Genomic DNA, 19,519 nt, shown 5'->3' with positions numbered 1-19,519 from the left:
TCATGACATTGGCGACTGCAACCGTACGAACCGGGAGGCGCGGCCCGACCGGTGGCCCGCCCGGCAGGACGCTCCGGACGAACGGCCGGAGCGCGGGGTCCTGGTTCCTGGTGCTGCCCGCGCTGATCCCGATCCTGATCCTCAGCGTCGGCCCGCTCCTCTACGGCATCGCGCTGGCCTTCACCGACGCCCAGTCCGGCCGCACGGTCTCCACCCAGTGGGTGGGCGGGCTGAACTTCCAGGACCTGCTGCACGACGCCCTCTTCTGGGAGTCGTTCCGTATCGGCCTGCTGTGGGCGGTCGGTGTCACCGTCCCGCAGTTCGTGCTGGCGCTCGGCCTCGCCCTGCTGCTCGACCAGAATCTGCGGCTGCGCTGGCTGGCGCGGGCGCTGGCGATCATTCCGTGGGCGATGCCCGAGGTGGTCGTCGGCATCATGTGGCGGCTCGTCTACCATCCGGACGCGGGCGTCCTCAACGAGACCATGCGCGATCTCGGCATCGGCGACGGCCGGGACTGGCTCACCGGGCTCGCCACCGCGCTGCCCGCCGTGATCGTGGTGGGCGTCTGGGCCGGCATGCCGCAGACCACCGTCGCCCTGCTGGCCGGGCTGCAGAACACCCCGCACGAACTTCACGAGGCGGCCGCACTGGACGGGGCCGGCGCCTGGCGCCGCTTCCGCACCGTCACCTGGCCCGTGCTCAGACCTGTCGCGCTCTCGATCACCGCGCTCAATTTCATCTGGAACTTCAACGCCTTCGCCCTGGTCTACGTGCTGACCAACGGCGGACCCGGTGGCCGAACCCGGCTGCCGATGCTCTTCGCGTACGAAGAGGCCTTCCGCTACGGACAGTTCGGCTACGCCGCCGCGATGGGCTGTGTGATGGTCGCGGTGATCTCCGTGATCCTCGCGGTGCGTCTCGTCGGCCGGCTCGGGGGAGGCGAGGACCGGTGAGCGTACGTGCCGGCGGATCCGTGCGGGCCGGACAGTACGTCGCGCTGCTCGGCTACCTCGTCTTTCTCGCGTTCCCGTTCCTGTGGCTGGTCTCCACCGCCTTCAAACCGGCGAGGGAACTGGGTTCCCTGCACCCGACCTGGATTCCCGAGCACCCGACGCTGGACAACTTCCGCAAGGCGTTCGACGAACAGCCACTGCTCCAGGCCGCCGGCAACTCGTTGACCGCCGCGCTCTGCGCCGCCCTCGTCGCGGTCGTCATCGCCACGCCCATGGCCTATGTGACGGCCCGCCGTCGCTCCAGGCTCTCGACGGCCACCACCGGCTGGGTCGTGATCAGCCAGGCGTTCCCGTTCGTGCTGCTGATCATTCCGCTCTTCCTGGTCCTGAAGCGTCTCCATCTGATCAACTCCCTGTGGGGTCTGGTCATGGTGTACGTCGTCTGGGCGCTGCCCTTCGCGCTGTGGATGCTGACCGGCTACGTGCGGGCCGTGCCCACGGAACTCGAAGAGGCCGCCTCGGTCGACGGCGCGGGCCGGCTGCGGACACTGGTCTCGGTCACCGCACCGCTGCTGGCCCCCGGCATCGTCGCCACCGCGCTCTTCGCGTTCATCACCGCATGGAACGAGTTCTTCTTCGCGCTCGTCCTGCTCAAGACACCGGAGAAACAGACCTTGCCGGTCGTGCTGACCCACTTCATCGGCGCGGAGGGAGCGGCCGATCTCGGGCCGCTCGCCGCCGCCGCGTTCCTCGCGACCCTGCCCTCGCTGGTCGTCTTCGCGATCATCCAGCGGCGGATCACGGGCTCCCTGCTGGCCGGGGCGGTGAAGAGCTGATGCCCGCTCCGGCAAGGACGGCGGCCGCCGCCGTGTTCACCGCGCTGGCCCTGCTGCTCACGGGCTGCGCGGGCACGGGTGGCGACGGGGACGGCAGCGGACGGACCGAGCTCAGCTTCCAGTCGCTTGCCTGGCAGAAGGAGTCCGTCGACGCCAACAAGCAACTGGTGAAGGAGTGGAACGAAACCCACCCCGACATCCATGTCACCTACGTCCAGGGCAGCTGGGACACCGTCCACGACCAGCTGCTCACCTCCTTCGAGGGCGACGAGGCGCCGGACGTCATCCATGACGCCTCCGACGACCTCGCCGACTTCGCGTACGGCGGCTACCTCGCCGATCTGCGCACGCTCCTCCCGGACCGGCTGACCGCCGACATCCCGCAGGAGAGCTGGCGGACCACCACCTTCGGCGACGGCGTCTACGGAGTGCCGTTCCTCCAGGAGCCCCGCGTCCTGATCGCCAACACCCGGATCCTCAAGGAGTCGGGCGTACGCACCCCGACCCCCGACAGCCCCTGGAGCTGGGCCGAGTTCCGCCAGGTCACCAAGGAACTGACGGGCAAGGGGAGGTACGGCGTGGCCTGGCCGCTCAAGGAGCCGGTCTCCGTCACCCTCAACCTCGGGCTCTCCGCCGGCGGCCGGCTCTTCCACCGCGGAGCCGACGGCAAGGTCACCATCCGTTCGGAGAAGGGTGACCAGATCGTCCCCGACACCATTCGCGACCAGGTCGAGACCGATCGCAGTGCCGCCCGCACCGCGCTCGGCATGGGCGGCTCCGACACGCTGCCCGGGTTCTTCGGCGGCAAGTACGCGATGGTTCCGCTCGGCTTCTCGTACCGTCAACAGGTCGTCGAACAGGCCCCCGAGGGCTTCGAGTGGACGGTGCTGCCCGCGCCCGCGGGCAGCGGCGGGCTCGCCCAGGGGGTGAGCCCGCAGACCCTCTCCGTCTCGCAGGCCAGCCCGCACAAGAAGGAAGCCGCGCGGTTCATCGACTTCCTGCTGCGGCCGCGGAACATGGTGCGACTGGCCGAGGGGGACTGGATGCTCCCGACCGGCACCGAGGCACTCGCGGACCCGGCCCTGCACACCGACAAGGACGGCTGGGCGACCGGTGTCGCGGTCGCGAAGGCGCTCCGCCCGGCCCCCGCGCAGTCGGTCCGCGGCTACCCGGAGTGGAAGGACAAGGTCGCCACACCGGCCCTCCAGGAGTACTACAGCGGGGCGATCGGCGCCGAGGAGCTGAGGAAACGTCTGGTGGACGACGGAAACCGGGTGCTGGCCCGCTACCAGCGCTGACGGGTCGGGTACAGCCGGCCTCCCGTTCGGGCCGGGCCGGGTGCGTGCCCCTCGGCGATCCGGTCCGGCCCGGACGAAAGGAACCGAGACGTCCGGACGGCGAGACATGACCGATCCTCCACAAATCTGCCGACCGGAGGGCGGGGGCGGAATCAGGTCGACTCCTCGTCCGTCCGGGTGCCCGGACGTGGTCCGCCTTCCCTCTTGCGAAGAACGCCGGTCGTCGTTGCGGGAGCGGCCGGCTCCGCCCGCGCGACGGAGGTCGTGGAGGCGGTGCCCGACTTGAGCACGGCTGGCCGGTTTCTTATTACGAAGCCTTGTTGTGTAAGTCACAGCCGGATGAAGGCCTTGATCTGAGCGCGTCAATGGGTGAGGGTTTCGAGCCAACCCCCGGAGATCTTCCGGCCGGGGGTCAATCCCCCCACAAAGAATGACGAGGAGACCCCTCTTCATGGCAATTCACAAGCGCGCACGTCGGATCAAGCTGACCGCCGCCATGACCGCCGTGGCTGCGGCGGCCGGAGTCACCCTGCTGGGCAGCCCCGTCGCCGGAGCCGCACCCGCCCCCGCGATGGGCACCGTCTATGGTGCGGACGCGGCCACCGCCGTCTCGGGCAGCTACATCGTGATGCTGGATCACAAGGCCGACAAGGCGAAGCTCGCCGAGCAGTACGGCGGCAAGCTCAAGCGGAACTACAGCTCCGCCATCAACGGCTTCTCCGCCAGCGGTCTGTCACTGACCGAGGCCAAGCGCCTGGCGGCCGACCCGGCCGTCTCCAAGGTGGTTCAGAACAAGAAGTTCCACATCGACGCCACCCAGGCCGACCCGCCGTCCTGGGGGCTGGACCGGATCGACCAGACCGAGACGGCCGGCGACAACGCGTACACCTACCCGGACAGTGCGGGCGAGGGAGTCACGGCGTATGTCATCGACACCGGTGTCCGCACCACGCACAACGAGTTCGAGGGCCGGGCCAGCTCGGGCTACGACGCGGTGGACGACGACGACAGCGCGGATGACGGCAACGGCCACGGCACCCATGTGGCAGGCACCATCGCCGGTGCGACGTACGGCGTGGCCAAGAAGGCGAAGATCGTCGCCGTGCGGGTCCTCGACGACTCCGGCTCGGGCACCACCGAGCAGGTCGTCGCGGGCATCGACTGGGTCACCGCCCACCACGAGGGCCCCTCCGTCGCCAATATGAGCCTCGGCGGCGGCGCGGACGAGGCGCTCGACGCGGCGGTACAGAAGGCCATCGCCTCCGGAGTCACGTTCGCGGTGGCCGCCGGAAACGAATCCTCCGACGCGAGCGAGACCTCCCCGGCCCGTGTCCCGGAGGCCATCACCGTCGCCTCGTCCACGGTGGACGACGAGCAGTCGTCGTTCTCCAACTACGGCTCGATCGTGGACATCTATGCCCCCGGATCGGGCATCACCTCGTCCTGGAACGACAGCGACGACGGCTCCAACACCATCTCCGGTACCTCCATGGCGACCCCGCACGTCGTCGGTGCCGCCGCCGTCTACCTCTCCGGACACCCGGACGCCACCCCGGCGGAGGTCGCCACGGCGCTGACGGACGGAGCCACCCCCGACGCGATCTCCGACGCGACCGAGGGCACGCCGAACAAGCTGCTGAAGATCGTCGAGTAACCGACCCGACCCCCGCAGTCGCGACCGGGCGGCGCACGCCCGGCGCAACGGAATCGGCGGCCGCCGCGCCCTCCCCCACGGGGCGCGGCGGCCGCGCGACGTGGACGGATCGTCCTATGGTGTGCCCATGACGATGTACGCGGCGCTGTTGCGCGGGATCAATGTGGGCGGCCACAAGAAGGTTCCGATGGCCGAACTGCGCACACTGCTCACCGAACTCGGCCACGGATCCGTCCGTACCCATCTGCAGAGCGGCAACGCCGTCTTCAGCAGCGCGTCGGACGACGAGAACGCACTCGCCGCCGAACTGGAGCAGGCCATCGAGAAGCGATTCGGTTTCCCGGTCCCCTGTCTGGTCCGGGACGGCGGCTACCTCGCGGCAGTTGCCGCGGCCTGCCCGTTCCCGGCCGGCGAACTCGAAGGCAGGCAACTGCACATCACCTACTACGGGCAGCCGGTCGACGCCGAACGCTTCGCCGGGATCGACGCGGCGGCCTTCCTCCCCGAGGAGTTCCGCCTCGGCGACCGTGCGCTCTACCTCTACGCCCCCGACGGACTGGGCCGTTCCAAACTCGCCGAAGCCCTTTCCCGCCCCGCCCTCAACAAGGGCGTCATCGCCACCTCGCGCAACTGGAACACCGTGGTCAAGCTGGTGGAGATGACCGCGGCCACCGGGACCGCACACGACGGAGCACGCGCATGACCGAACCGTCCCCGGGCGTGGCCGCGGCCGTGGAGGGCGAGCTCCGCCTCCTGGACCCGGCGGTCCGCGCCTCCGCCGAACTCCTCACCCAGGTGCTGCACCCCGAGTACCGCGAGATCGACTCCGCCGGCCGGGTCTGGGACCGCGACGCGCTGATCGCCTCGCTCACCGCCGAGGACGCTCCACGTCCCGGGCCGCTCACCGCGTCCCGGATGCGTGGCCTCCAGCTGGACGCGGAACTGGTCCACCTCACCTACGACACCGAGACGAAGGGGCACCTCGCCCACCGCAGTTCGCTGTGGCGGCTGACCGACGCGGGCTGGGTGCTCTACTTCCACCAGGCCACGCCGTTCGCCGCAGCCGCGAACGCCGCCGACGACACGGACGACTGAGCCCGCTCAGCGACGGGTGACGCGCTGCGCCCGCGCCGCCCACCGGCCGTCCGTACGGGAGATCCGCACCGGGTGTCCGAAGCAGTCGCTGACCTGATCGGTGGTCAGCACGTCGTCGGCCGGGCCCGACGCCACACACCGTCCGCCCCGCAGCAGCATCGCGTGCGTGGTGGAGGCGGGCAGCTCCTCCAGATGGTGCGTGACCAGGACCGTCGCCAGCTCCGGATGCTCCTCGCGCAGTGCGTCCAGACTGTCGAGCAACTGCTCACGGGCGGCGAGATCAAGACCTGTTGCCGGCTCGTCGAGCAGCAGCAGCCGAGGCCGTGGCATCAGCGCGCGGGCGATGAGCGTACGTCCCCGCTCACCCTGCGAGAGCGCGGGCCAGCGCGATCCGGTCCTGCCGCCCATGCCGAGCATCTTCAGCAGCCGCTCCGCCCGGGCCCGCTGTTCCGTGCTCGCGGACCAGCGCGGGACCGGCTCGACCGAGTTGGTCAGGCCGGTCAGCACCACCTCGTGCACCGACAGCGGAGAACGCAGCGGATGGCGCGGATTCACATGCCCGAGCATCGACCGCAGCTCCCGCAGATCGACCCGCCCCAGCGTGCGCCCCAACACCTCGACCGAGCCCCTGGTGGGGTGGTTGACCGCGCCGAGCAGCCCCAGCAGCGTGCTCTTGCCCGCCCCGTTCGCCCCCAGCAGGGCCCAGTGCTCGCCGCTGCGCACGATCAGGGAGACCGAGTCGAGCAGGACGGCGCCGTCCCGCACGAGCGAGACGTCGTCGGCCCGGATCACCGGGACGGCGGCGGGGGAATCGGGGACACCGGCGGGGCCGGGGACAGCGGCCGTGGTGTGTGTGCTCACGCGGCGGAACTCCTTCATGCGGGTGCGAGCGCCTCCAGGCGGCTCATGTCCTCGGCCGACAGACCGACCTCACGGGCTCCCAGGTTCTCCGTCAGATGGGCGGGCGAACCGGTGCCCGGGGTCGGGCACAGCACGGGGGAGCGGCGCAGCAGCCAGGCGAGGGCGATCTGCCCGCGGGTGGCATCGTGCCGATCGGCGATGTCGGCGAGTGCTGTGGCCGCCTCGCCGGTCAGAGCGCCGTTGGCCAGCGGGAACCAGGGCAGAAAGGCGAGGCCGTGGGTCTCGCACACCTTCAGTACCGCGTCCGACGAACGGTCGAGCAGGTTGAAGCGGTTCTGCACCGAGGCGATCCCGGTCAGGGAGAGTGCCTGCTCCAGCTGGTCGGCGGTGAGGGTGTCCAGACCGATGTACCGGATCTTACCCTCCTGCCGCAATGCGTCGAGGGCGCCCAACTGGTCGGCCATCGGCACGTCCGGGTCCAGCCGGTGCAACTGGTAGAGGTCGATCCGGTCCGTCCGCAGCCGTCGCAGACTGGCCTCGCACATCGCCCGCAGCTGCTCCGGACGGCCCGCGACGTGCCAGGCGCTGTCGCTGGTGCGCACCACCCCGCCCTTGGTCGCGATCACCAGTTCCCGGGGGTACGGGTGGAGGGCTTCGGCGACCAGTTCCTCGGCCAGCGCGGGTCCGTAGTTGTCGGCCGTGTCGATGAGCGTGACGCCCTGCTCGACGGCCGCCCGCAGCACGGCCACGGCGTCCCGCCGGTCACCGCGCGGCCCCCAGTACCCGGGGCCGGTCAGCTGGGCGGTGCCGTAACCGAGACGACGTACGGGCAGTTCGCCGCCGAGCAGGAACACATCGTCGAGAGGCTGTGACAGGGAAGACATGACGGGAACAGTAGTACTGAGCGCGGTCGATGCCACGACCTCCCGCCCTGTGCCGAGGTGCTGCCGACCCCGGGGTCGGCGTTCCGGCCTGTGCGGACGCGGAACGGGAGCCGGGATGCGCTGCGTCATCGTCGGAGCGGGAGCCGTCGGCGGCACCGTCGGAGGACGGCTGTCCGAGGACGGTCACGACCGCCGCCCGTCCTCGACCGCCCCGAGGCCGTCGAAACCCGGTTCGATGCCCGTGACCGAGCTCGTCGCTCTCGTCGACGCCGCCTTTCGAATCCGCGGTCCGAGATCGGCGTCGCCTTTCTTCAAGACCGTTGTCAGCGGCCGGTTCTAGCCTGGGACGCATGAAGAACGAGCACGCTCACATGACCGAATGCGCTGCCGAGGCGGCGCGGATCGCCCGCTCCGTCAGTGCCGAACAGCTCGACCTGCCCACCACCCCCTGCGGCGAGTGGGACCTGCGCGGACTCATCAACCACTGGGTGCTCTACACCTCGTACGGTCTGGAGCACCGCGCCCTGCGCAAGGACCTCCCGGACGAACTCGTCAACCGTGACTTCACCGCCGACGCCGACTGGGCGCAGACGTACGCGGCTCAGCTGGACCGCGCCGTCGCCGCCTGGTCGGACCCGGCGGTCTGGGAGGGCGAGATCGACCTGGGGGGTTCGACGTCCCCGGCCTCCGAGATCGCCGCGATGCTCTTCGAGGAGACGGCCCTGCACACCTGGGACGTGGCACGGGCCACCGGGCAGGAGTTCCGGCTGTCCGACGCGGCGGCGGCCCACCTCCTCGAAGTCGTCGACGGGTCCGCCGAGCTCTACCGGCAGTACGACGGCTTCGCCGACGAGGTGACGGTGCCCGGATCGGCTTCGGTGCTCGATCGGGCACTGGCCCGCAGCGGACGCGACCCGCACTGGAGCCGGGTCTGAAAATGGCCCAACGGATCGGTCGGTGAATGGCCCGGAGGGGAGAGCCAATACCTGGCTAGGCTCGACGCATGACCACTCACCGCACCCCGGACACGGGCAGGACCGTCGTCGACTTCTACTTCGACCCGGCCTGCCCGTTCGCCTGGATCACCTCCCGCTGGATGCTGGAGGTGGAGCAGCAGCGGGACATCGAGCTCCGCTTCCATGTCATGAGTCTCCACCTGCACAACATCGGCAATGAACTCCCCGACTGGTACCGGGAACTGGTCGACAGGTCGATCGGCCCGGTACGGGTCGCCGTCGCGGCGGCGGCGGAGCACGGCGACGCGGTGCTCCGCGATCTCTACACCGCCATGGGCAGCCGCATCCACCAGCAGAAGAACGAGGACTTCGACGAGGTGGTCGCGCAATCCCTCGCACAGCTCGGCCTGCCCGCCGCGCTGGCAGCCGCGGCGCACTCGGAGACGTACGACGAGGCGCTGCGGCTCAGCCACGACGCCGGCAAGGATCCGGAGGCGGACGCTTACGTCGGTACGCCCACGATCCATGTCGACGGCTCGGTCTGGTTCGGGCCCGTCCTGCGAGCCGTGCCGCGCGGCGAGAAGGCCGCACGCCTCTTCGACAGCTTCCGGGAGCTCGCCGGGAATCCGGATCTCTTCGAGCTCAAGCGCACCCGCACCGGCAGCCTCGACGTGGGCTGAGGCACGGCACCGGAGCGTGCGGGTCCGGCGTGATCCGAACGAACGGCCCTATGCGCTGAGCGAGGCGGGCGGAGCGAGCGGGACGCGGGCCTCGTCGTACCGGGTCAGCAGCAGTCGCGCCAACTCCGCCGATGCGCCTAGCACATCGGCCAGCACGTCCGCGCCGGCGGCTCCCGCGGCGATACGGTCCGGGAGCCGGCCGGGTGCGATGACGTACGGGGCGACCGCCACCCGTCGTACACCTTCGGCCCGCAGGGCGCGTACCGCGTCCTCGGTCCGCGGAAGGGATGCGGAGGCGAACGCAGGCCGCACGGAACACCAACCGGTGTGCCGCAGCTCCCGCGCGATTTCAGCGATCACTGCGATCGCCTCCGGGTCTGTGGAGCCCGCCGACGCCAGGACGAGCCCGGTCGAGCGCCGATCACCGGGGCGGATCCCGGCTTCGAACAGCCGCCGCTCCAGTGCCGCGTTCAGCAACGGCGACGGGCCGAGCACCTCGGCCTGCACGATGCGCAGCCGGCGCAGGCGGGTCCGGGCCTCGTGCAGCACCGTCGGGATGTCGGACTTGGCGTGGAAGGCCCGCGTGAGGAGCAGGGGAAGCGCGATGACGTCCCCCGCTCCCTGCGCGGCCAGCCGCTCCAGCACCCTGGGCACCGACGGCGCGTTGAAGTCCAGGAAGCCGGTCTCCACGCGCAGTCCCGGCCGCAGCGACCGCACCCGCGCGGTGAGCGCGTGCACGGTCGCGGCATGCCGCGGGTCGCGGCTGCCGTGGGCGATGACGAGGAGTACCGGGGCGGGCATGGTGCGGCTCAGTTCTTGACGAGGAGACCGCGGCTGCGCAGCACCCACCGCTCCAGCGGACTGAAGATCAGCAGATCGATCGCGATACCGACGAACAGGATCAGGACGATGGCGAGGAAGATGCCGGGCATGTCCGCGTTGTTGCGGCCGTTCTCCAGCAGCTGACCGAGCCCCAGCCCGAGGTCGGGGGAGGACGCGATGATCTCGGCGGCCATCAGCGAACGCCAGGAGAACGCCCAGCCCTGCTTGAGCCCCGCCAGATAACCGGGCAGCGCGGCCGGCAGCACGATGTGCCAGGTCCCGCGCAGCCCGGTGGCGCCGAGCGTGCGGCCCGCCCTGAGGAACAGCGGGGGCACCTGGTCGACGCCGGAGACCAGGCCGTTGGCGACCGACGGGACGGCGCCCAGCAGGATCACCGCGTACATCATCCTGTCGTTCAGCCCGAGCCAGATCACGGCCGGTGCCACCCAGGCGACCGACGGCAGGGACTGCAGCCCGGACAGGATCGGGCCGATCGCGGCCCGTACGAACCTCACCCGGGCGACCAGCAGACCCAGCGGCGTGCCGATGGCCACGGCCAGCAGGAAGCCGAGCAGACCACGCGAGATGCTGGTCCAGACGACCTCCAGGAGCGTCCCCCGGAGCCACATGTCGGACGCGCTGTGCCACACCGCGGACGGTGAGGGCAGCTTGTAGTCGTCGGTGACCTGTGCCTCGACCAGCAGTTGCCAGACGACGACCACCAGCGCCACCGCGAGCACCGGCGGAAGCACCTTGCGCAGCAGCATCTCGCGCACCGGGGTACGGCGCACCTGCACGGCGTCCAGCGCGTCGAGTCCGGCCTCCAGACCGGCCAGGTCGTCGGGCTTCGTGTCAGTGCCGGCCATGACGGCGGATCTCCCCACGCAGTTGTTCGGTGATCTCGACGGACAGTTCAGCGACGGCGTTGTCCTCGATACGGCGCGGCTGCTCGATGTCGACCGTCCATTCACGGGCGATCCTGCCGGGGCGGGACGACAGCAGGACGACCCGCTCGGCGAGCCGCACCGCCTCGCGCACATTGTGTGTGACGAAGAGGACCGAGAGCTTCGTCTCGCGCCAGATCCGGGTCAGCTCGTCGTGCAGCACATCCCGGGTGATGGCGTCGAGCGCCGCGAACGGCTCGTCCATCAGCAGCAGTTGGCTGTCCTGGGCGAGGGCCCGTGCCATGGCCACCCGCTGCCGCATCCCGCCCGAAAGCTCGTGCACACGCTTCCCGTACGCCCCGCCCAGCCGTACGAGTTCGAGCAGCCGCTCCGCCTCCGTACGGCGCTCCGACTTGGCCACGCCGCGCAGCCGCAGCGCGAGTTCGATGTTCTTGCCCGCGGTCAGCCACGGGAACAGGGCGTGCTCCTGGAACATCAGGGCCGGCCGCCCGCCGGGGGTCTCGATGGACCCCGCGGTCGGGCGGTCGAGTCCGGCCACCAGATTGAGCAGCGTCGACTTTCCGCACCCGGAGGCCCCCAGGAGGGTGACGAACTCGCCCGGTGCGACATCGAGCGTGATGTCGTCGAGGACGGGCTGCTGCCCCTTCGGCCCGCCGAAGGACTTGGAGACGTGCGTGATACGGGCGGCGTGCCCGACCGCCGTACGGTCCTCGGCCTCGGTGAGGGTGGTCGCCATGGTCGTCACCTCCTGGGAATCCTGGGTTCGGGTGGCTTACTTGACGCCGAGACCGGCGTCGGCGACCTCGGGCCTGCCCGCGGCCTTCAGGACCTTGTTCAGCGGCTTCAGGTCGTAGATGCCGTCGAGATCCGGCTTCTCCAGCAGTCCGGCCTTCACCGCGTGTGCGGCCTCCGCGTCCAGAGTGGCGGCCAGCGGGTCATCGGTGATCTGGATCGACTTCCACGCCGGGTCCAGGACCTCGGGGGGCAGCGCCTTGCCGGTCAGCTCCTTGAGCGCGGCGTTGGCGGAGGCCTTCGCCTCGTCCGGGTTGGCGTTGATCCACGCGTTGGTCTTCACCGAACCGCGCAGCACCGCCTCGACCACATCGGGGTGCTCGCTCAGGAACTGCTGCGACACGATGATGTTCGTGATCACGAACTTGTTGTCGGGCCACAGGGTCGATTCGTCGAGCAGTTCCTCGGCGCCCTCGGCGACCAGCTTGGACGCGGTGGGCTCGGGGACCCAGGCACCGTCGATGGAACCGGACCTGTAGGCGTCCGGGGTCACCTTGTTGTCCGTACGGACGACGGAGACGTCACCCTTGCCGCTCTGGGCGTCGACCTTCCAGCCCTTCTCGGAGATCCAGTTGAGGAAGGCCACGTCCTGCGTGTTGCCGAGCTGCGGGGTGGCGATCTTCTTGCCCTTGAGGTCGTCCAGGGTCTTGATCTTCTTCGGGTCGACGACCAGCTTCACCCCGCCCGAGGCGGAACCGCCGATGATCCGCAGGTTCTTGCCCTGGGACTTGGTGAATCCGTTGATCGAGGGCGACGGGCCGATGAAGCCGATGTCGATCGACTTGGCGTTGAGCGCCTCGATCTCGGAAGGGCCGGCGTTGAACTGGGAGGTCTTGAGCAGGGTGCCGCCGAGTTCCTTCTGGAAGATCCCCTCCTGGTCACCGACCAGCGCGGTGGCGTGCGTCAGGTTGGGGAAGTAGCCGATCCGCACGGTGTCCGCGGAGAGCTTCTTCGCGTCGGCGGCGACGTCCGACTTCCTGGAGTCGTCGTTCTTCGCCTCGGAGCCGTAGCCGCAGGCGGTGAGCGCGACGGCGAGCAGCGGCAGGACGGCGGCAGCGGAGAAACCGCGGCGCAGCGTGGTACGGGGGGCAGGCACGGGAGGCTTTCCTCTCGTTGGCCCGGTGCTCACATCCCTCGGGATCTACGGGGACGCGGCCGGGAAGTCGGCAGGTCTTCGTCTGAACTGGCTGTGCTGGTGGTGCGGTCGGTGCGAGTGGGCGCGCAGGCAGTGCGCGTACGTCATCACGCACATCGCGCGACCCCGCCCTGGCCGCTGCCGAGGGCGCCGCTGCCGACGCGACCGCCCTCCTTGGCGAACGTGGAGTAGATGTCGATGTTCATCAGAAGTCCCATTCGGCGTCGTCGGCCGCCGCGGCTGCGGACTCGGGATCGGCCGCGGCGGTGAACGAGGCGCCGGCCATGCCGGCCGTCAGCGTGGTGCCGTCCGCCGGATCGATCAGCAGGAAGGAACCGGTGCGCCGGGAGTCCGCGTAGGCGTCGAGGGCCAGCGGCTCCGCGGTGCGGACGACGATGCGGCCGATGTCGTTGGCGACGAGCCGGCCGGGCGCCGGGTGCTGGGAGAGGTCGTCCAGCGTGAGGCGCGAGGGGATGTCCTTGACGATCGCCTTGACGGTGCGGGTGGTGTGCTTGAGCAGCACCCGCTGGCCGACGGTGAGCGGCTGGTCGGCGACATGGCAGACGGTCGCCTCGACATCCTGCGTGACCGCCGGCGCGTCGCCGGCCGGCGCGATCAGGTCACCGCGCGAGATGTCGATGTCGTCGGCCAGGCGGATCGTCACCGACTGGGGCGCCCAGGCGATGTCGACGCTCTCGCCGAGCGCGTCGATCGCGGCGACCTTCGTCGTACGGCCCGAGGGCAGCACGGTGACGGCCTCGCCGACACGGAACGCACCGGCCGCGATCTGTCCCGCGTAGCCCCGGTAGTCGGGGTGCTCGGCGGTCTGCGGGCGGATGACGTACTGGACCGGGAAGCGGGCGTGGCAGGCGGTGAGGTCATGGCTGACCGGCACCGTCTCCAGATGTTCCAGGACGGTCGGGCCGCCGTACCAGTCCATGGCGGCGGACGGCTCCACGACGTTGTCGCCGGCCAGTGCGGAGATCGGGATCGCGGTGATCTCGGGGACGCCCAGGGACGCGGCGTACGTGGTGAACTCCTCGGCGATGGCGGCGAAGACGGGCTCCGCGTAGTCGACCAGGTCCATCTTGTTCACGGCCAGCACCACATGCGGCACCCGCAGCAGCGCGGCGACCGCGGCATGGCGGCGGGTCTGCTCGACGACCCCGTTGCGGGCGTCGACCAGGACGACCGCCAGCTCGGCGGTCGATGCCCCTGTCACCATGTTCCGGGTGTACTGCACATGTCCCGGGGTGTCGGCCAGGATGAACCGGCGGCGCGGGGTCGCGAAGTAGCGGTACGCGACATCGATGGTGATGCCCTGCTCGCGCTCGGCCCGCAGCCCGTCGGTGAGCAGCGCCAGGTCCGGTGCCTCCTGCCCACGGTTGCGTGAGGCGTGTTCGACGGCCTCCAGCTGGTCGGCGAGGACCGACTTGGAGTCGTGCAGCAGACGTCCCACGAGGGTGGACTTGCCGTCGTCGACGGACCCCGCGGTGGCGAACCGCAGCAGGGTGGTGGCCGACAGCTGCTCCGTCTTCCGGTCGAGTGTGGTCATCTAGAAGTACCCCTCGCGCTTACGGTCTTCCATCGCGGCCTCGGACATCTTGTCGTCGGCACGTGTCGCGCCCCGCTCGGTGAGCCGGGAGGCGGCGATCTCGTCGATCACGGCGTCCAGCGTCGTCGCGTCCGAGTCGACGGCGCCGGTGCACGACATGTCGCCGACCGTGCGGTAGCGGACCTGCCGGGTCTCGACCCGCTCGCCCTCCTTGGGGCCGCCCCAGTCGCCCGCGGTCAGCCACATGCCGGAGCGGCTGAAGACCTCGCGCTCATGGGCGAAGTAGATCTCCGGGAGCTCGATGCCCTCGCGCGCGATGTACTGCCAGACGTCCAGCTCGGTCCAGTTGGAGATCGGGAAGACCCGGACGTGCTCGCCCGGCGCGTGCCGGCCGTTGTAGAGCTGCCACAGCTCGGGGCGCTGGCGGCGCGGATCCCACTGGGAGAACTCGTCGCGCAGCGAGAAGACGCGCTCCTTGGCGCGTGCCTTCTCCTCGTCACGGCGTCCGCCGCCGAACACGGCGTCGAAGCGGTGCTGCTGGATGGCCTCGGTCAGCGGCACGGTCTGCAACGGGTTGCGGGTGCCGTCCGGGCGCTCGCGGAGCTTGCCGGCGTCGATGTACTCCTGCACGGAGGCGACGTGCAGCCGCAGCGCGTGGCGCGCCACCGTGCGGTCGCGGTACTCCAGCACCTCCGGGAAGTTGTGCCCGGTGTCGACGTGCAGCAGCGCGAACGGCACGGGCGCGGGCGCGAAGGCCTTGAGCGCCAGATGCAGCATCACGATGGAGTCCTTGCCGCCGGAGAAGAGGATCACCGGCCGCTCGAACTCGCCCGCCACCTCGCGGAAGATGTGCACGGCCTCGGACTCCAGGGAGTCCAGATGGCTGAGTGCGTACGGATGGTCGGTGCCTTCCGACACGGTCGCGACGGTCGTCACGCCGCCCCCCTCTCGCTCAGCAGCGCGTACAGCTCCGCCGCGGACTCCTGCACGGTCTGACGGTGCGACTCGATCCGCAGATCGGGCGACTCGGGCGCCTCGTAGGGGTCGTCGACCCCGGTGAGCCCGCTGATCTCGCCCGCCGCCTGCTTGGCGTAGAGGCCCTTCACATCACGTACGGAGCACACCTCGACCGGGGTCGCGACATGGACCTCCAGGTACGCGGTCCCCTCGGCCTGGTGCCGCTTGCGGACCGCGTCCCGGCTGTCCGCGTACGGGGCGATGACCGGGACCAGCACCTTCACGCCGTTGGCCGCCAGCAGTTCGGCGACGAAGCCGATCCGCTGGACGTTGGTGTGGCGGTCCTCCCGGGAGAAGCCGAGACCCGCGGAGAGGAACTCCCGGATCTCGTCACCGTCGAGCACCTCCACGCGGTGGCCCTCGCCGCGCAGCCGCCCGGCGAGTTCGTACGCGATGGTGGTCTTGCCCGCGCTCGGCAGACCGGTCAGCCAGATGGTGGCTCCCGTCTCCGTCACGCTCATCGAAGTCTCCTGATCAGTCGTCATCACTCGTGCAGCCCGCACTCGGTCTTGCCGCGGCCGGCCCAGCGCCCGGCACGGGCGTCCTCGCCCTCCAGTACCCGGCGGGTGCAGGGCTCGCAGCCCACCGAGGCGTAGCCGTCCATCAGCAGCGGGTTGGTGAGGACACCGTGCTCCGCCACGTAGGCGTCGACGTCGTCCTGCGTCCAGCGGGCGATCGGTGAGATCTTGACCTTCTGCCGCTTCTCGTCCCAGCCGACGACCGGCGTGTTCGCGCGGGTGGGGGACTCGTCGCGGCGCAGCCCGGTCGCCCATGCCGTGTACGAACTCAGGCCTTCCTCAAGGGGTTCGACCTTCCGCAGCCTGCAGCACAGGTCGGGGTCGCGGTCGTGCAGCCTCGGTCCGTGTTCGGCGTCCTGCTCGGCCACGGACTGCCGCGGGGTCAGCGTGATGACATTGACGTCCATCACCGCCTCCACCGCGTCGCGGGTGCCGATCGTCTCGGGGAAGTGATAGCCGGTGTCGAGGAAGACCACATCGACGCCCGGGAGGACGCGCGAGGCGAGGTGTGCGACGACCGCGTCCTCCATGGAGGACGTGACGCAGAACCGCTTGCCGAAGGTGTCGGCGGCCCACTGCAGGATCTTTGGCGCGGAGGCGTGCTCCAGCTCCCGGCCCGCCCGTCCGGCCAGCTCCTTGAGCTCCTCGGCGGTGCGGTCCTGGGTCTGAATATCCGTCATATCCCGTCCCTTTCGCCCTCGTTGTGCCGAAGCCCGCGGGCCAGCAGACCCAGGAACTTCAGCTGGAACGCACGGTTGCAGGAGGCACATTCCCAGGCTCCGTGCCCGGTCTCGTGCGGGCGCAGGTCCTCGTCTCCGCAGTAGGGGCAGTGAAAAGGCGCGGCACGTTCGCTCATGACAACGACTCCGCACCGGCCCGCGCCGCCCAGGTGGCGAACCGCTCGCCGTCCTCGCGTTCCTCCTGGAAGCGGCCCAGGACCCGCTCGACGTAGTCGGGCAGCTCGGCCGAAGTGACCTTCAGGCCGCGGACCTTGCGGCCGAAGCCGGCCTCCAGGCCCAGGGCGCCGCCCAGGTGCACCTGATAGCCCTCGACCTGATTGCCGTCGGCGTCCAGGACGAGCTGGCCCTTGAGGCCGATGTCGGCGGTCTGGATGCGGGCGCAGGCGTTGGGGCAGCCGTTGATGTTGATGGTGAGCGGTTCGTCGAAGTCCGGCATGCGCCGCTCCAGTTCGTCGATCAGCGAGGCGCCGCGCGCCTTCGTCTCGACGATCGCCAGCTTGCAGAACTCGATGCCGGTGCAGGCCATCGTGCCGCGCCGGAACGGGGAGGGCTTCACCTGGAAGTCGAGCGCCTCCAGTCCGGCGACCAGGGAGTCCACCCGGTCCTGCGCCACGTCGAGGATGAGCATCTTCTGCTCGACGGTGGTCCGCAGCCGATCCGAGCCGTGCGCCGCGGCGAGATCGGCGATCTTGGCGAGGGTGGATCCGTCCACGCGGCCGACCCTGGGCGCGAAACCGACGTAGAAGCGGCCGTCCTGCTGCTGGTGCACACCGACGTGGTCGCGCCAGCGGCTGCTGGGCTGCTCGGGCGCGGGTCCGTCGATCAGCGGACGCTTCAGATACTCCTCCTCCAGCACCCGACGGAACTTCGCCGGGCCCCAGTCGGCCATCAGGAACTTCAGACGGGCACGGGTGCGCAGCCGTCGGTATCCGTAGTCGCGGAAGATGCCGACGACTCCGGCCCAGACGTCCGGAACCTCGTCGAGCGGCACCCAGGCGCCCAGCCGCTCGGCCAGCCTCGGGTTGGTGGAGAGCCCGCCACCGACCCAGACGTCGAAGCCCGGACCGTGTTCGGGGTGGACCACACCGACGAACGCGATGTCGTTGATCTCGTGCACCACGTCCTGCACGGGCGAACCGGAGATCGCGGTCTTGAACTTGCGCGGCAGGTTGGAGAATTCCTTGTTGCCGATGTAGCGGTCGTGGATCTCGTCGACGGCGGGCGTGCCGTCGATGATCTCGTCGGCGGCGATACCCGCCACGGGGGAGCCGATGATCACGCGGGGGCAGTCGCCGCACGCCTCGGTGGTGGAGAGACCGACGGCCTCCAGCTTCTCCCAGATGGCCGGGACGTCCTCGATGCGGATCCAGTGCAGCTGGATGTTCTGCCGGTCGGTGATGTCCGCGGTGCCGCGCGCGTACTCCTGCGAGATCTCGCCGATGACCCGCAGCTGCGCGGTGGTCAGCCGACCGCCGTCGATCCGTACCCGCAGCATGAAGTACGTGTCGTCCAGCTCCTCCGGCTCCAGGATCGCGGTCTTGCCACCGTCGATCCCGGGCTTGCGCTGGGTGTACAGACCCCACCAGCGCATGCGCCCGCGGAGGTCGTTGGGGTCGATCGAGTCGAATCCCCGCTTGGAGTAGATCGTCTCAATGCGTGTCCGCACATTGAGACCGTCGTCGTCCTTCTTGAACTGCTCGTTGCCGTTGAGCGGAGTGTGGTGCCCCACGGCCCACTGGCCTTCGCCACGGTGGCGTCCGGCCTTGCGGCGTGGCGTGGTGGTCGCAGGCTGTTCCGGGGTAGCGGCCATGACGATACGTCCTTCGGGACTGCAGGAGGGCGGCTCTGAACTGCACACTCGCGCTGAGGCGCGGCGGTGCGCAGGGCTTGCGGAGAAAAGGGGGAACGCGGCGGTGCTGGGACTCTCAGCTCGCCGGACAGATGGCGCTGGACACGCGGCCGAGGTCGACGTGGCGTCGACTCACCAAGGCAATTCCAGTTCCAGGCATGACGGAAGCGTGTCACGCGCATCTCGGAGCAGTCCACCACTATCCATGATGTGGACGAGAGTGTCCCGTCATGTGAGACATGTGGCGCCCGTCACGCCATCCGTCCGGGTCGGGCCGCCCGTAATGGCCGCAATCACCCCGGTCGGTGCCGGAGCCGCTCTCCCGTCACTGCCGCCCCGACCCCGGCCACGGTCCGGGTGTCGCCACCTCGGGCTCCAGCTCCACCTTCGTGTCGAAGAGCCGGAAGCCGCGCCGCAGGTAGTTGTCCATGGCGTGCGGGCCGTCCTTGGAACAGGTGTGCAGCCAGACCCGCTTGGTCGGCGTCCGCTCCGGCCGGCGCTCGGCCAGGTCCCAGGCGCGGGCGACCCCGCACGAGAGCAGATGGCCGCCGATCCGGCGCCCCCGGAAGGCCGGTATCAGTCCGAAGTACATGATCTCGACCACGCCCTCGTCCTGCGGGTCCAGCTCGATGTATCCGGCCGGGGTGCCGTCGACGTACGCCACCCAGGTCTCCGCGCCGGGCCGGTCCAGGACCTCCTGCCACTGCGCGTACGTCATCGAGAGCCGGTCCGTCCACTGGATGTCGCCGCCGACAGCCGTGTAGAGGAACCGGCTGAACTCGGGGAGCGGAACCTCCGAGCGCACGATCCGCACGTCGCCCTCCGGGACCGCGGCGGGGCGCAGATCGTCGGGGGAGGTCTGTTCCAGGGACCAGACGGTCACCTCGGTGGTGGTGGCAGCGGTGCGCGCGGGGTTGCTCATGGCTGCCAGGGAACCATGCCGCACGGCCCCGGCCCAAGCCGGTCCCG

At 70.0% G+C, this 19,519-nt stretch carries 22 protein-coding genes; 8 read left to right on the top strand and 14 right to left on the bottom strand.

Annotated features, from left to right (window positions below; all coding sequences use genetic code 11):
* The first annotated feature begins 2 nt into the window (after window positions 1-2).
* The 6 genes from ACIRP2_RS14375 to ACIRP2_RS14350 all read left to right on the top strand — a co-directional run bounded on the left by ACIRP2_RS14375 (window position 3) and on the right by ACIRP2_RS14350 (window position 5,836).
* Window positions 3-953 carry a carbohydrate ABC transporter permease gene (locus tag ACIRP2_RS14375; RefSeq protein ID WP_404249973.1) on the top strand — a complete coding sequence of 317 codons (951 nt, stop codon included), beginning with the start codon at window positions 3-5 and terminating at the stop codon, window positions 951-953.
* Window positions 950-1,789: a carbohydrate ABC transporter permease gene (locus tag ACIRP2_RS14370; protein WP_404249971.1), complete on the top strand. Its 840-nt coding sequence runs from the start codon at window positions 950-952 to the stop codon at window positions 1,787-1,789. The genes ACIRP2_RS14375 and ACIRP2_RS14370 overlap by 4 nt, the downstream gene beginning before the upstream one ends.
* Complete coding sequence (locus tag ACIRP2_RS14365) at window positions 1,789-3,087, top strand: ABC transporter substrate-binding protein (protein ID WP_404249969.1); 1,299 nt, start codon at window positions 1,789-1,791, stop codon at window positions 3,085-3,087. The genes ACIRP2_RS14370 and ACIRP2_RS14365 overlap by 1 nt, the downstream gene beginning before the upstream one ends.
* Before the next feature lie 451 nt (window positions 3,088-3,538).
* Window positions 3,539-4,741, top strand: coding sequence for a S8 family serine peptidase (locus ACIRP2_RS14360; RefSeq protein ID WP_404249967.1), 1,203 nt, complete (start codon window positions 3,539-3,541; stop codon window positions 4,739-4,741).
* 127 nt (window positions 4,742-4,868) lie between these two features.
* Complete coding sequence (locus ACIRP2_RS14355) at window positions 4,869-5,444, top strand: DUF1697 domain-containing protein (RefSeq protein WP_404249965.1); 576 nt, start codon at window positions 4,869-4,871, stop codon at window positions 5,442-5,444.
* A complete protein-coding gene (locus tag ACIRP2_RS14350) occupies window positions 5,441-5,836 on the top strand; it encodes a DUF4440 domain-containing protein (protein WP_404249963.1) in 396 nt (131 codons plus the stop codon). Before ACIRP2_RS14355 ends, ACIRP2_RS14350 begins: the two co-directional genes overlap by 4 nt.
* 6 nt (window positions 5,837-5,842) lie before the next feature.
* Here the strand turns inward: ACIRP2_RS14350 and ACIRP2_RS14345 are convergent, their stop codons facing one another.
* A complete protein-coding gene (locus tag ACIRP2_RS14345) occupies window positions 5,843-6,628 on the bottom strand; it encodes an ABC transporter ATP-binding protein (protein ID WP_404250833.1) in 786 nt (261 codons plus the stop codon).
* An 83-nt stretch (window positions 6,629-6,711) separates the two neighbouring features.
* The gene (locus ACIRP2_RS14340; protein ID WP_404249961.1) at window positions 6,712-7,581 is read right to left on the bottom strand and encodes an aldo/keto reductase; all 870 of its coding nucleotides are present in this window, start codon (window positions 7,579-7,581) and stop codon (window positions 6,712-6,714) included.
* A gap of 350 nt (window positions 7,582-7,931) precedes the next feature.
* Here ACIRP2_RS14340 and ACIRP2_RS14335 point away from each other — a divergent pair, with 350 nt between their 5' ends.
* Both ACIRP2_RS14335 and ACIRP2_RS14330 read left to right on the top strand, forming a co-directional pair.
* A complete protein-coding gene (locus ACIRP2_RS14335; protein ID WP_404249959.1) occupies window positions 7,932-8,516 on the top strand; it encodes a TIGR03086 family metal-binding protein in 585 nt (194 codons plus the stop codon).
* A 68-nt stretch (window positions 8,517-8,584) separates the two neighbouring features.
* Window positions 8,585-9,217, top strand: coding sequence for a DsbA family protein (locus ACIRP2_RS14330; RefSeq protein ID WP_404249957.1), 633 nt, complete (start codon window positions 8,585-8,587; stop codon window positions 9,215-9,217).
* Window positions 9,218-9,265: 48 nt separating this feature from the next.
* Here ACIRP2_RS14330 and ACIRP2_RS14325 read toward each other — a convergent pair whose 3' ends face one another.
* The 12 genes from ACIRP2_RS14325 to ACIRP2_RS14270 form a co-directional block, all read right to left on the bottom strand.
* On the bottom strand, window positions 9,266-10,018 hold the full coding sequence (locus tag ACIRP2_RS14325) for a sirohydrochlorin chelatase (RefSeq protein WP_404249955.1): 753 nt from the start codon (window positions 10,016-10,018) through the stop codon (window positions 9,266-9,268).
* A gap of 8 nt (window positions 10,019-10,026) precedes the next feature.
* The gene (locus ACIRP2_RS14320; protein ID WP_404249953.1) at window positions 10,027-10,905 is read right to left on the bottom strand and encodes an ABC transporter permease; all 879 of its coding nucleotides are present in this window, start codon (window positions 10,903-10,905) and stop codon (window positions 10,027-10,029) included.
* On the bottom strand, window positions 10,892-11,680 hold the full coding sequence (locus ACIRP2_RS14315) for an ABC transporter ATP-binding protein (protein WP_404249951.1): 789 nt from the start codon (window positions 11,678-11,680) through the stop codon (window positions 10,892-10,894). The genes ACIRP2_RS14320 and ACIRP2_RS14315 overlap by 14 nt, the downstream gene beginning before the upstream one ends.
* Before the next feature lie 36 nt (window positions 11,681-11,716).
* Window positions 11,717-12,832 (bottom strand): aliphatic sulfonate ABC transporter substrate-binding protein, encoded by a 1,116-nt coding sequence (locus ACIRP2_RS14310; protein ID WP_404249949.1) that lies wholly within the window; start codon window positions 12,830-12,832, stop codon window positions 11,717-11,719.
* Between the two features lie 244 nt (window positions 12,833-13,076).
* Window positions 13,077-14,426 carry a sulfate adenylyltransferase subunit 1 gene (locus tag ACIRP2_RS14305; RefSeq protein WP_404249947.1) on the bottom strand — a complete coding sequence of 450 codons (1,350 nt, stop codon included), beginning with the start codon at window positions 14,424-14,426 and terminating at the stop codon, window positions 13,077-13,079.
* Window positions 14,427-15,362, bottom strand: coding sequence for a sulfate adenylyltransferase subunit CysD (gene cysD / locus ACIRP2_RS14300; RefSeq protein WP_404249945.1), 936 nt, complete (start codon window positions 15,360-15,362; stop codon window positions 14,427-14,429).
* On the bottom strand, window positions 15,359-15,904 hold the full coding sequence (gene cysC / locus ACIRP2_RS14295) for an adenylyl-sulfate kinase (RefSeq protein ID WP_229845811.1): 546 nt from the start codon (window positions 15,902-15,904) through the stop codon (window positions 15,359-15,361). Before cysC ends, cysD begins: the two co-directional genes overlap by 4 nt.
* 23 nt (window positions 15,905-15,927) lie before the next feature.
* Complete coding sequence (locus ACIRP2_RS14290; RefSeq protein WP_404249943.1) at window positions 15,928-16,641, bottom strand: phosphoadenylyl-sulfate reductase; 714 nt, start codon at window positions 16,639-16,641, stop codon at window positions 15,928-15,930.
* Window positions 16,638-16,817 carry a hypothetical protein gene (locus ACIRP2_RS14285; RefSeq protein WP_404249941.1) on the bottom strand — a complete coding sequence of 60 codons (180 nt, stop codon included), beginning with the start codon at window positions 16,815-16,817 and terminating at the stop codon, window positions 16,638-16,640. The genes ACIRP2_RS14290 and ACIRP2_RS14285 overlap by 4 nt, the downstream gene beginning before the upstream one ends.
* Entirely contained in the window at window positions 16,814-18,511 is a 1,698-nt protein-coding gene (locus tag ACIRP2_RS14280) for a nitrite/sulfite reductase (protein ID WP_404249939.1), read from the bottom strand. Before ACIRP2_RS14280 ends, ACIRP2_RS14285 begins: the two co-directional genes overlap by 4 nt.
* A 115-nt stretch (window positions 18,512-18,626) precedes the next feature.
* Window positions 18,627-18,710, bottom strand: a complete 84-nt coding sequence (locus ACIRP2_RS14275; protein WP_317864749.1) for a putative leader peptide — start codon at window positions 18,708-18,710, stop codon at window positions 18,627-18,629.
* Between the two features lie 165 nt (window positions 18,711-18,875).
* Window positions 18,876-19,472, bottom strand: a complete 597-nt coding sequence (locus ACIRP2_RS14270; protein WP_404249937.1) for a GNAT family N-acetyltransferase — start codon at window positions 19,470-19,472, stop codon at window positions 18,876-18,878.
* Between the last annotated feature and the right edge of the window lie 47 nt (window positions 19,473-19,519).

The sequence above is a fragment of the Streptomyces sp. NPDC101194 genome (assembly GCF_044767885.1).
GTDB lineage: Bacteria > Actinomycetota > Actinomycetes > Streptomycetales > Streptomycetaceae > Streptomyces.
This window is presented reverse-complemented; position numbering and strand designations above follow the sequence as displayed.

Excerpts from the sequence above, each read along its gene's own strand:
- ACIRP2_RS14275 (WP_317864749.1), bottom strand. The coding sequence starts at position 18,710 with ATGCCTGGAACTGGAATTGCCTTGGTGAGTCGACGCCACGTCGACCTC.
- ACIRP2_RS14330 (WP_404249957.1), top strand. The coding sequence starts at position 8,585 with ATGACCACTCACCGCACCCCGGACACGGGCAGGACCGTCGTCGACTTC.
- ACIRP2_RS14315 (WP_404249951.1), bottom strand. The coding sequence starts at position 11,680 with ATGGCGACCACCCTCACCGAGGCCGAGGACCGTACGGCGGTCGGGCAC.
- ACIRP2_RS14320 (WP_404249953.1), bottom strand. The coding sequence starts at position 10,905 with ATGGCCGGCACTGACACGAAGCCCGACGACCTGGCCGGTCTGGAGGCC.
- ACIRP2_RS14290 (WP_404249943.1), bottom strand. The coding sequence starts at position 16,641 with ATGACGGATATTCAGACCCAGGACCGCACCGCCGAGGAGCTCAAGGAG.
- ACIRP2_RS14285 (WP_404249941.1), bottom strand. The coding sequence starts at position 16,817 with ATGAGCGAACGTGCCGCGCCTTTTCACTGCCCCTACTGCGGAGACGAG.
- ACIRP2_RS14350 (WP_404249963.1), top strand. The coding sequence starts at position 5,441 with ATGACCGAACCGTCCCCGGGCGTGGCCGCGGCCGTGGAGGGCGAGCTC.
- ACIRP2_RS14325 (WP_404249955.1), bottom strand. The coding sequence starts at position 10,018 with ATGCCCGCCCCGGTACTCCTCGTCATCGCCCACGGCAGCCGCGACCCG.
- ACIRP2_RS14305 (WP_404249947.1), bottom strand. The coding sequence starts at position 14,426 with ATGACCACACTCGACCGGAAGACGGAGCAGCTGTCGGCCACCACCCTG.
- ACIRP2_RS14355 (WP_404249965.1), top strand. The coding sequence starts at position 4,869 with ATGACGATGTACGCGGCGCTGTTGCGCGGGATCAATGTGGGCGGCCAC.
- ACIRP2_RS14280 (WP_404249939.1), bottom strand. The coding sequence starts at position 18,511 with ATGGCCGCTACCCCGGAACAGCCTGCGACCACCACGCCACGCCGCAAG.
- ACIRP2_RS14375 (WP_404249973.1), top strand. The coding sequence starts at position 3 with ATGACATTGGCGACTGCAACCGTACGAACCGGGAGGCGCGGCCCGACC.
- ACIRP2_RS14360 (WP_404249967.1), top strand. The coding sequence starts at position 3,539 with ATGGCAATTCACAAGCGCGCACGTCGGATCAAGCTGACCGCCGCCATG.
- ACIRP2_RS14340 (WP_404249961.1), bottom strand. The coding sequence starts at position 7,581 with ATGTCTTCCCTGTCACAGCCTCTCGACGATGTGTTCCTGCTCGGCGGC.
- ACIRP2_RS14335 (WP_404249959.1), top strand. The coding sequence starts at position 7,932 with ATGAAGAACGAGCACGCTCACATGACCGAATGCGCTGCCGAGGCGGCG.
- ACIRP2_RS14365 (WP_404249969.1), top strand. The coding sequence starts at position 1,789 with ATGCCCGCTCCGGCAAGGACGGCGGCCGCCGCCGTGTTCACCGCGCTG.
- cysC (WP_229845811.1), bottom strand. The coding sequence starts at position 15,904 with ATGAGCGTGACGGAGACGGGAGCCACCATCTGGCTGACCGGTCTGCCG.
- ACIRP2_RS14270 (WP_404249937.1), bottom strand. The coding sequence starts at position 19,472 with ATGAGCAACCCCGCGCGCACCGCTGCCACCACCACCGAGGTGACCGTC.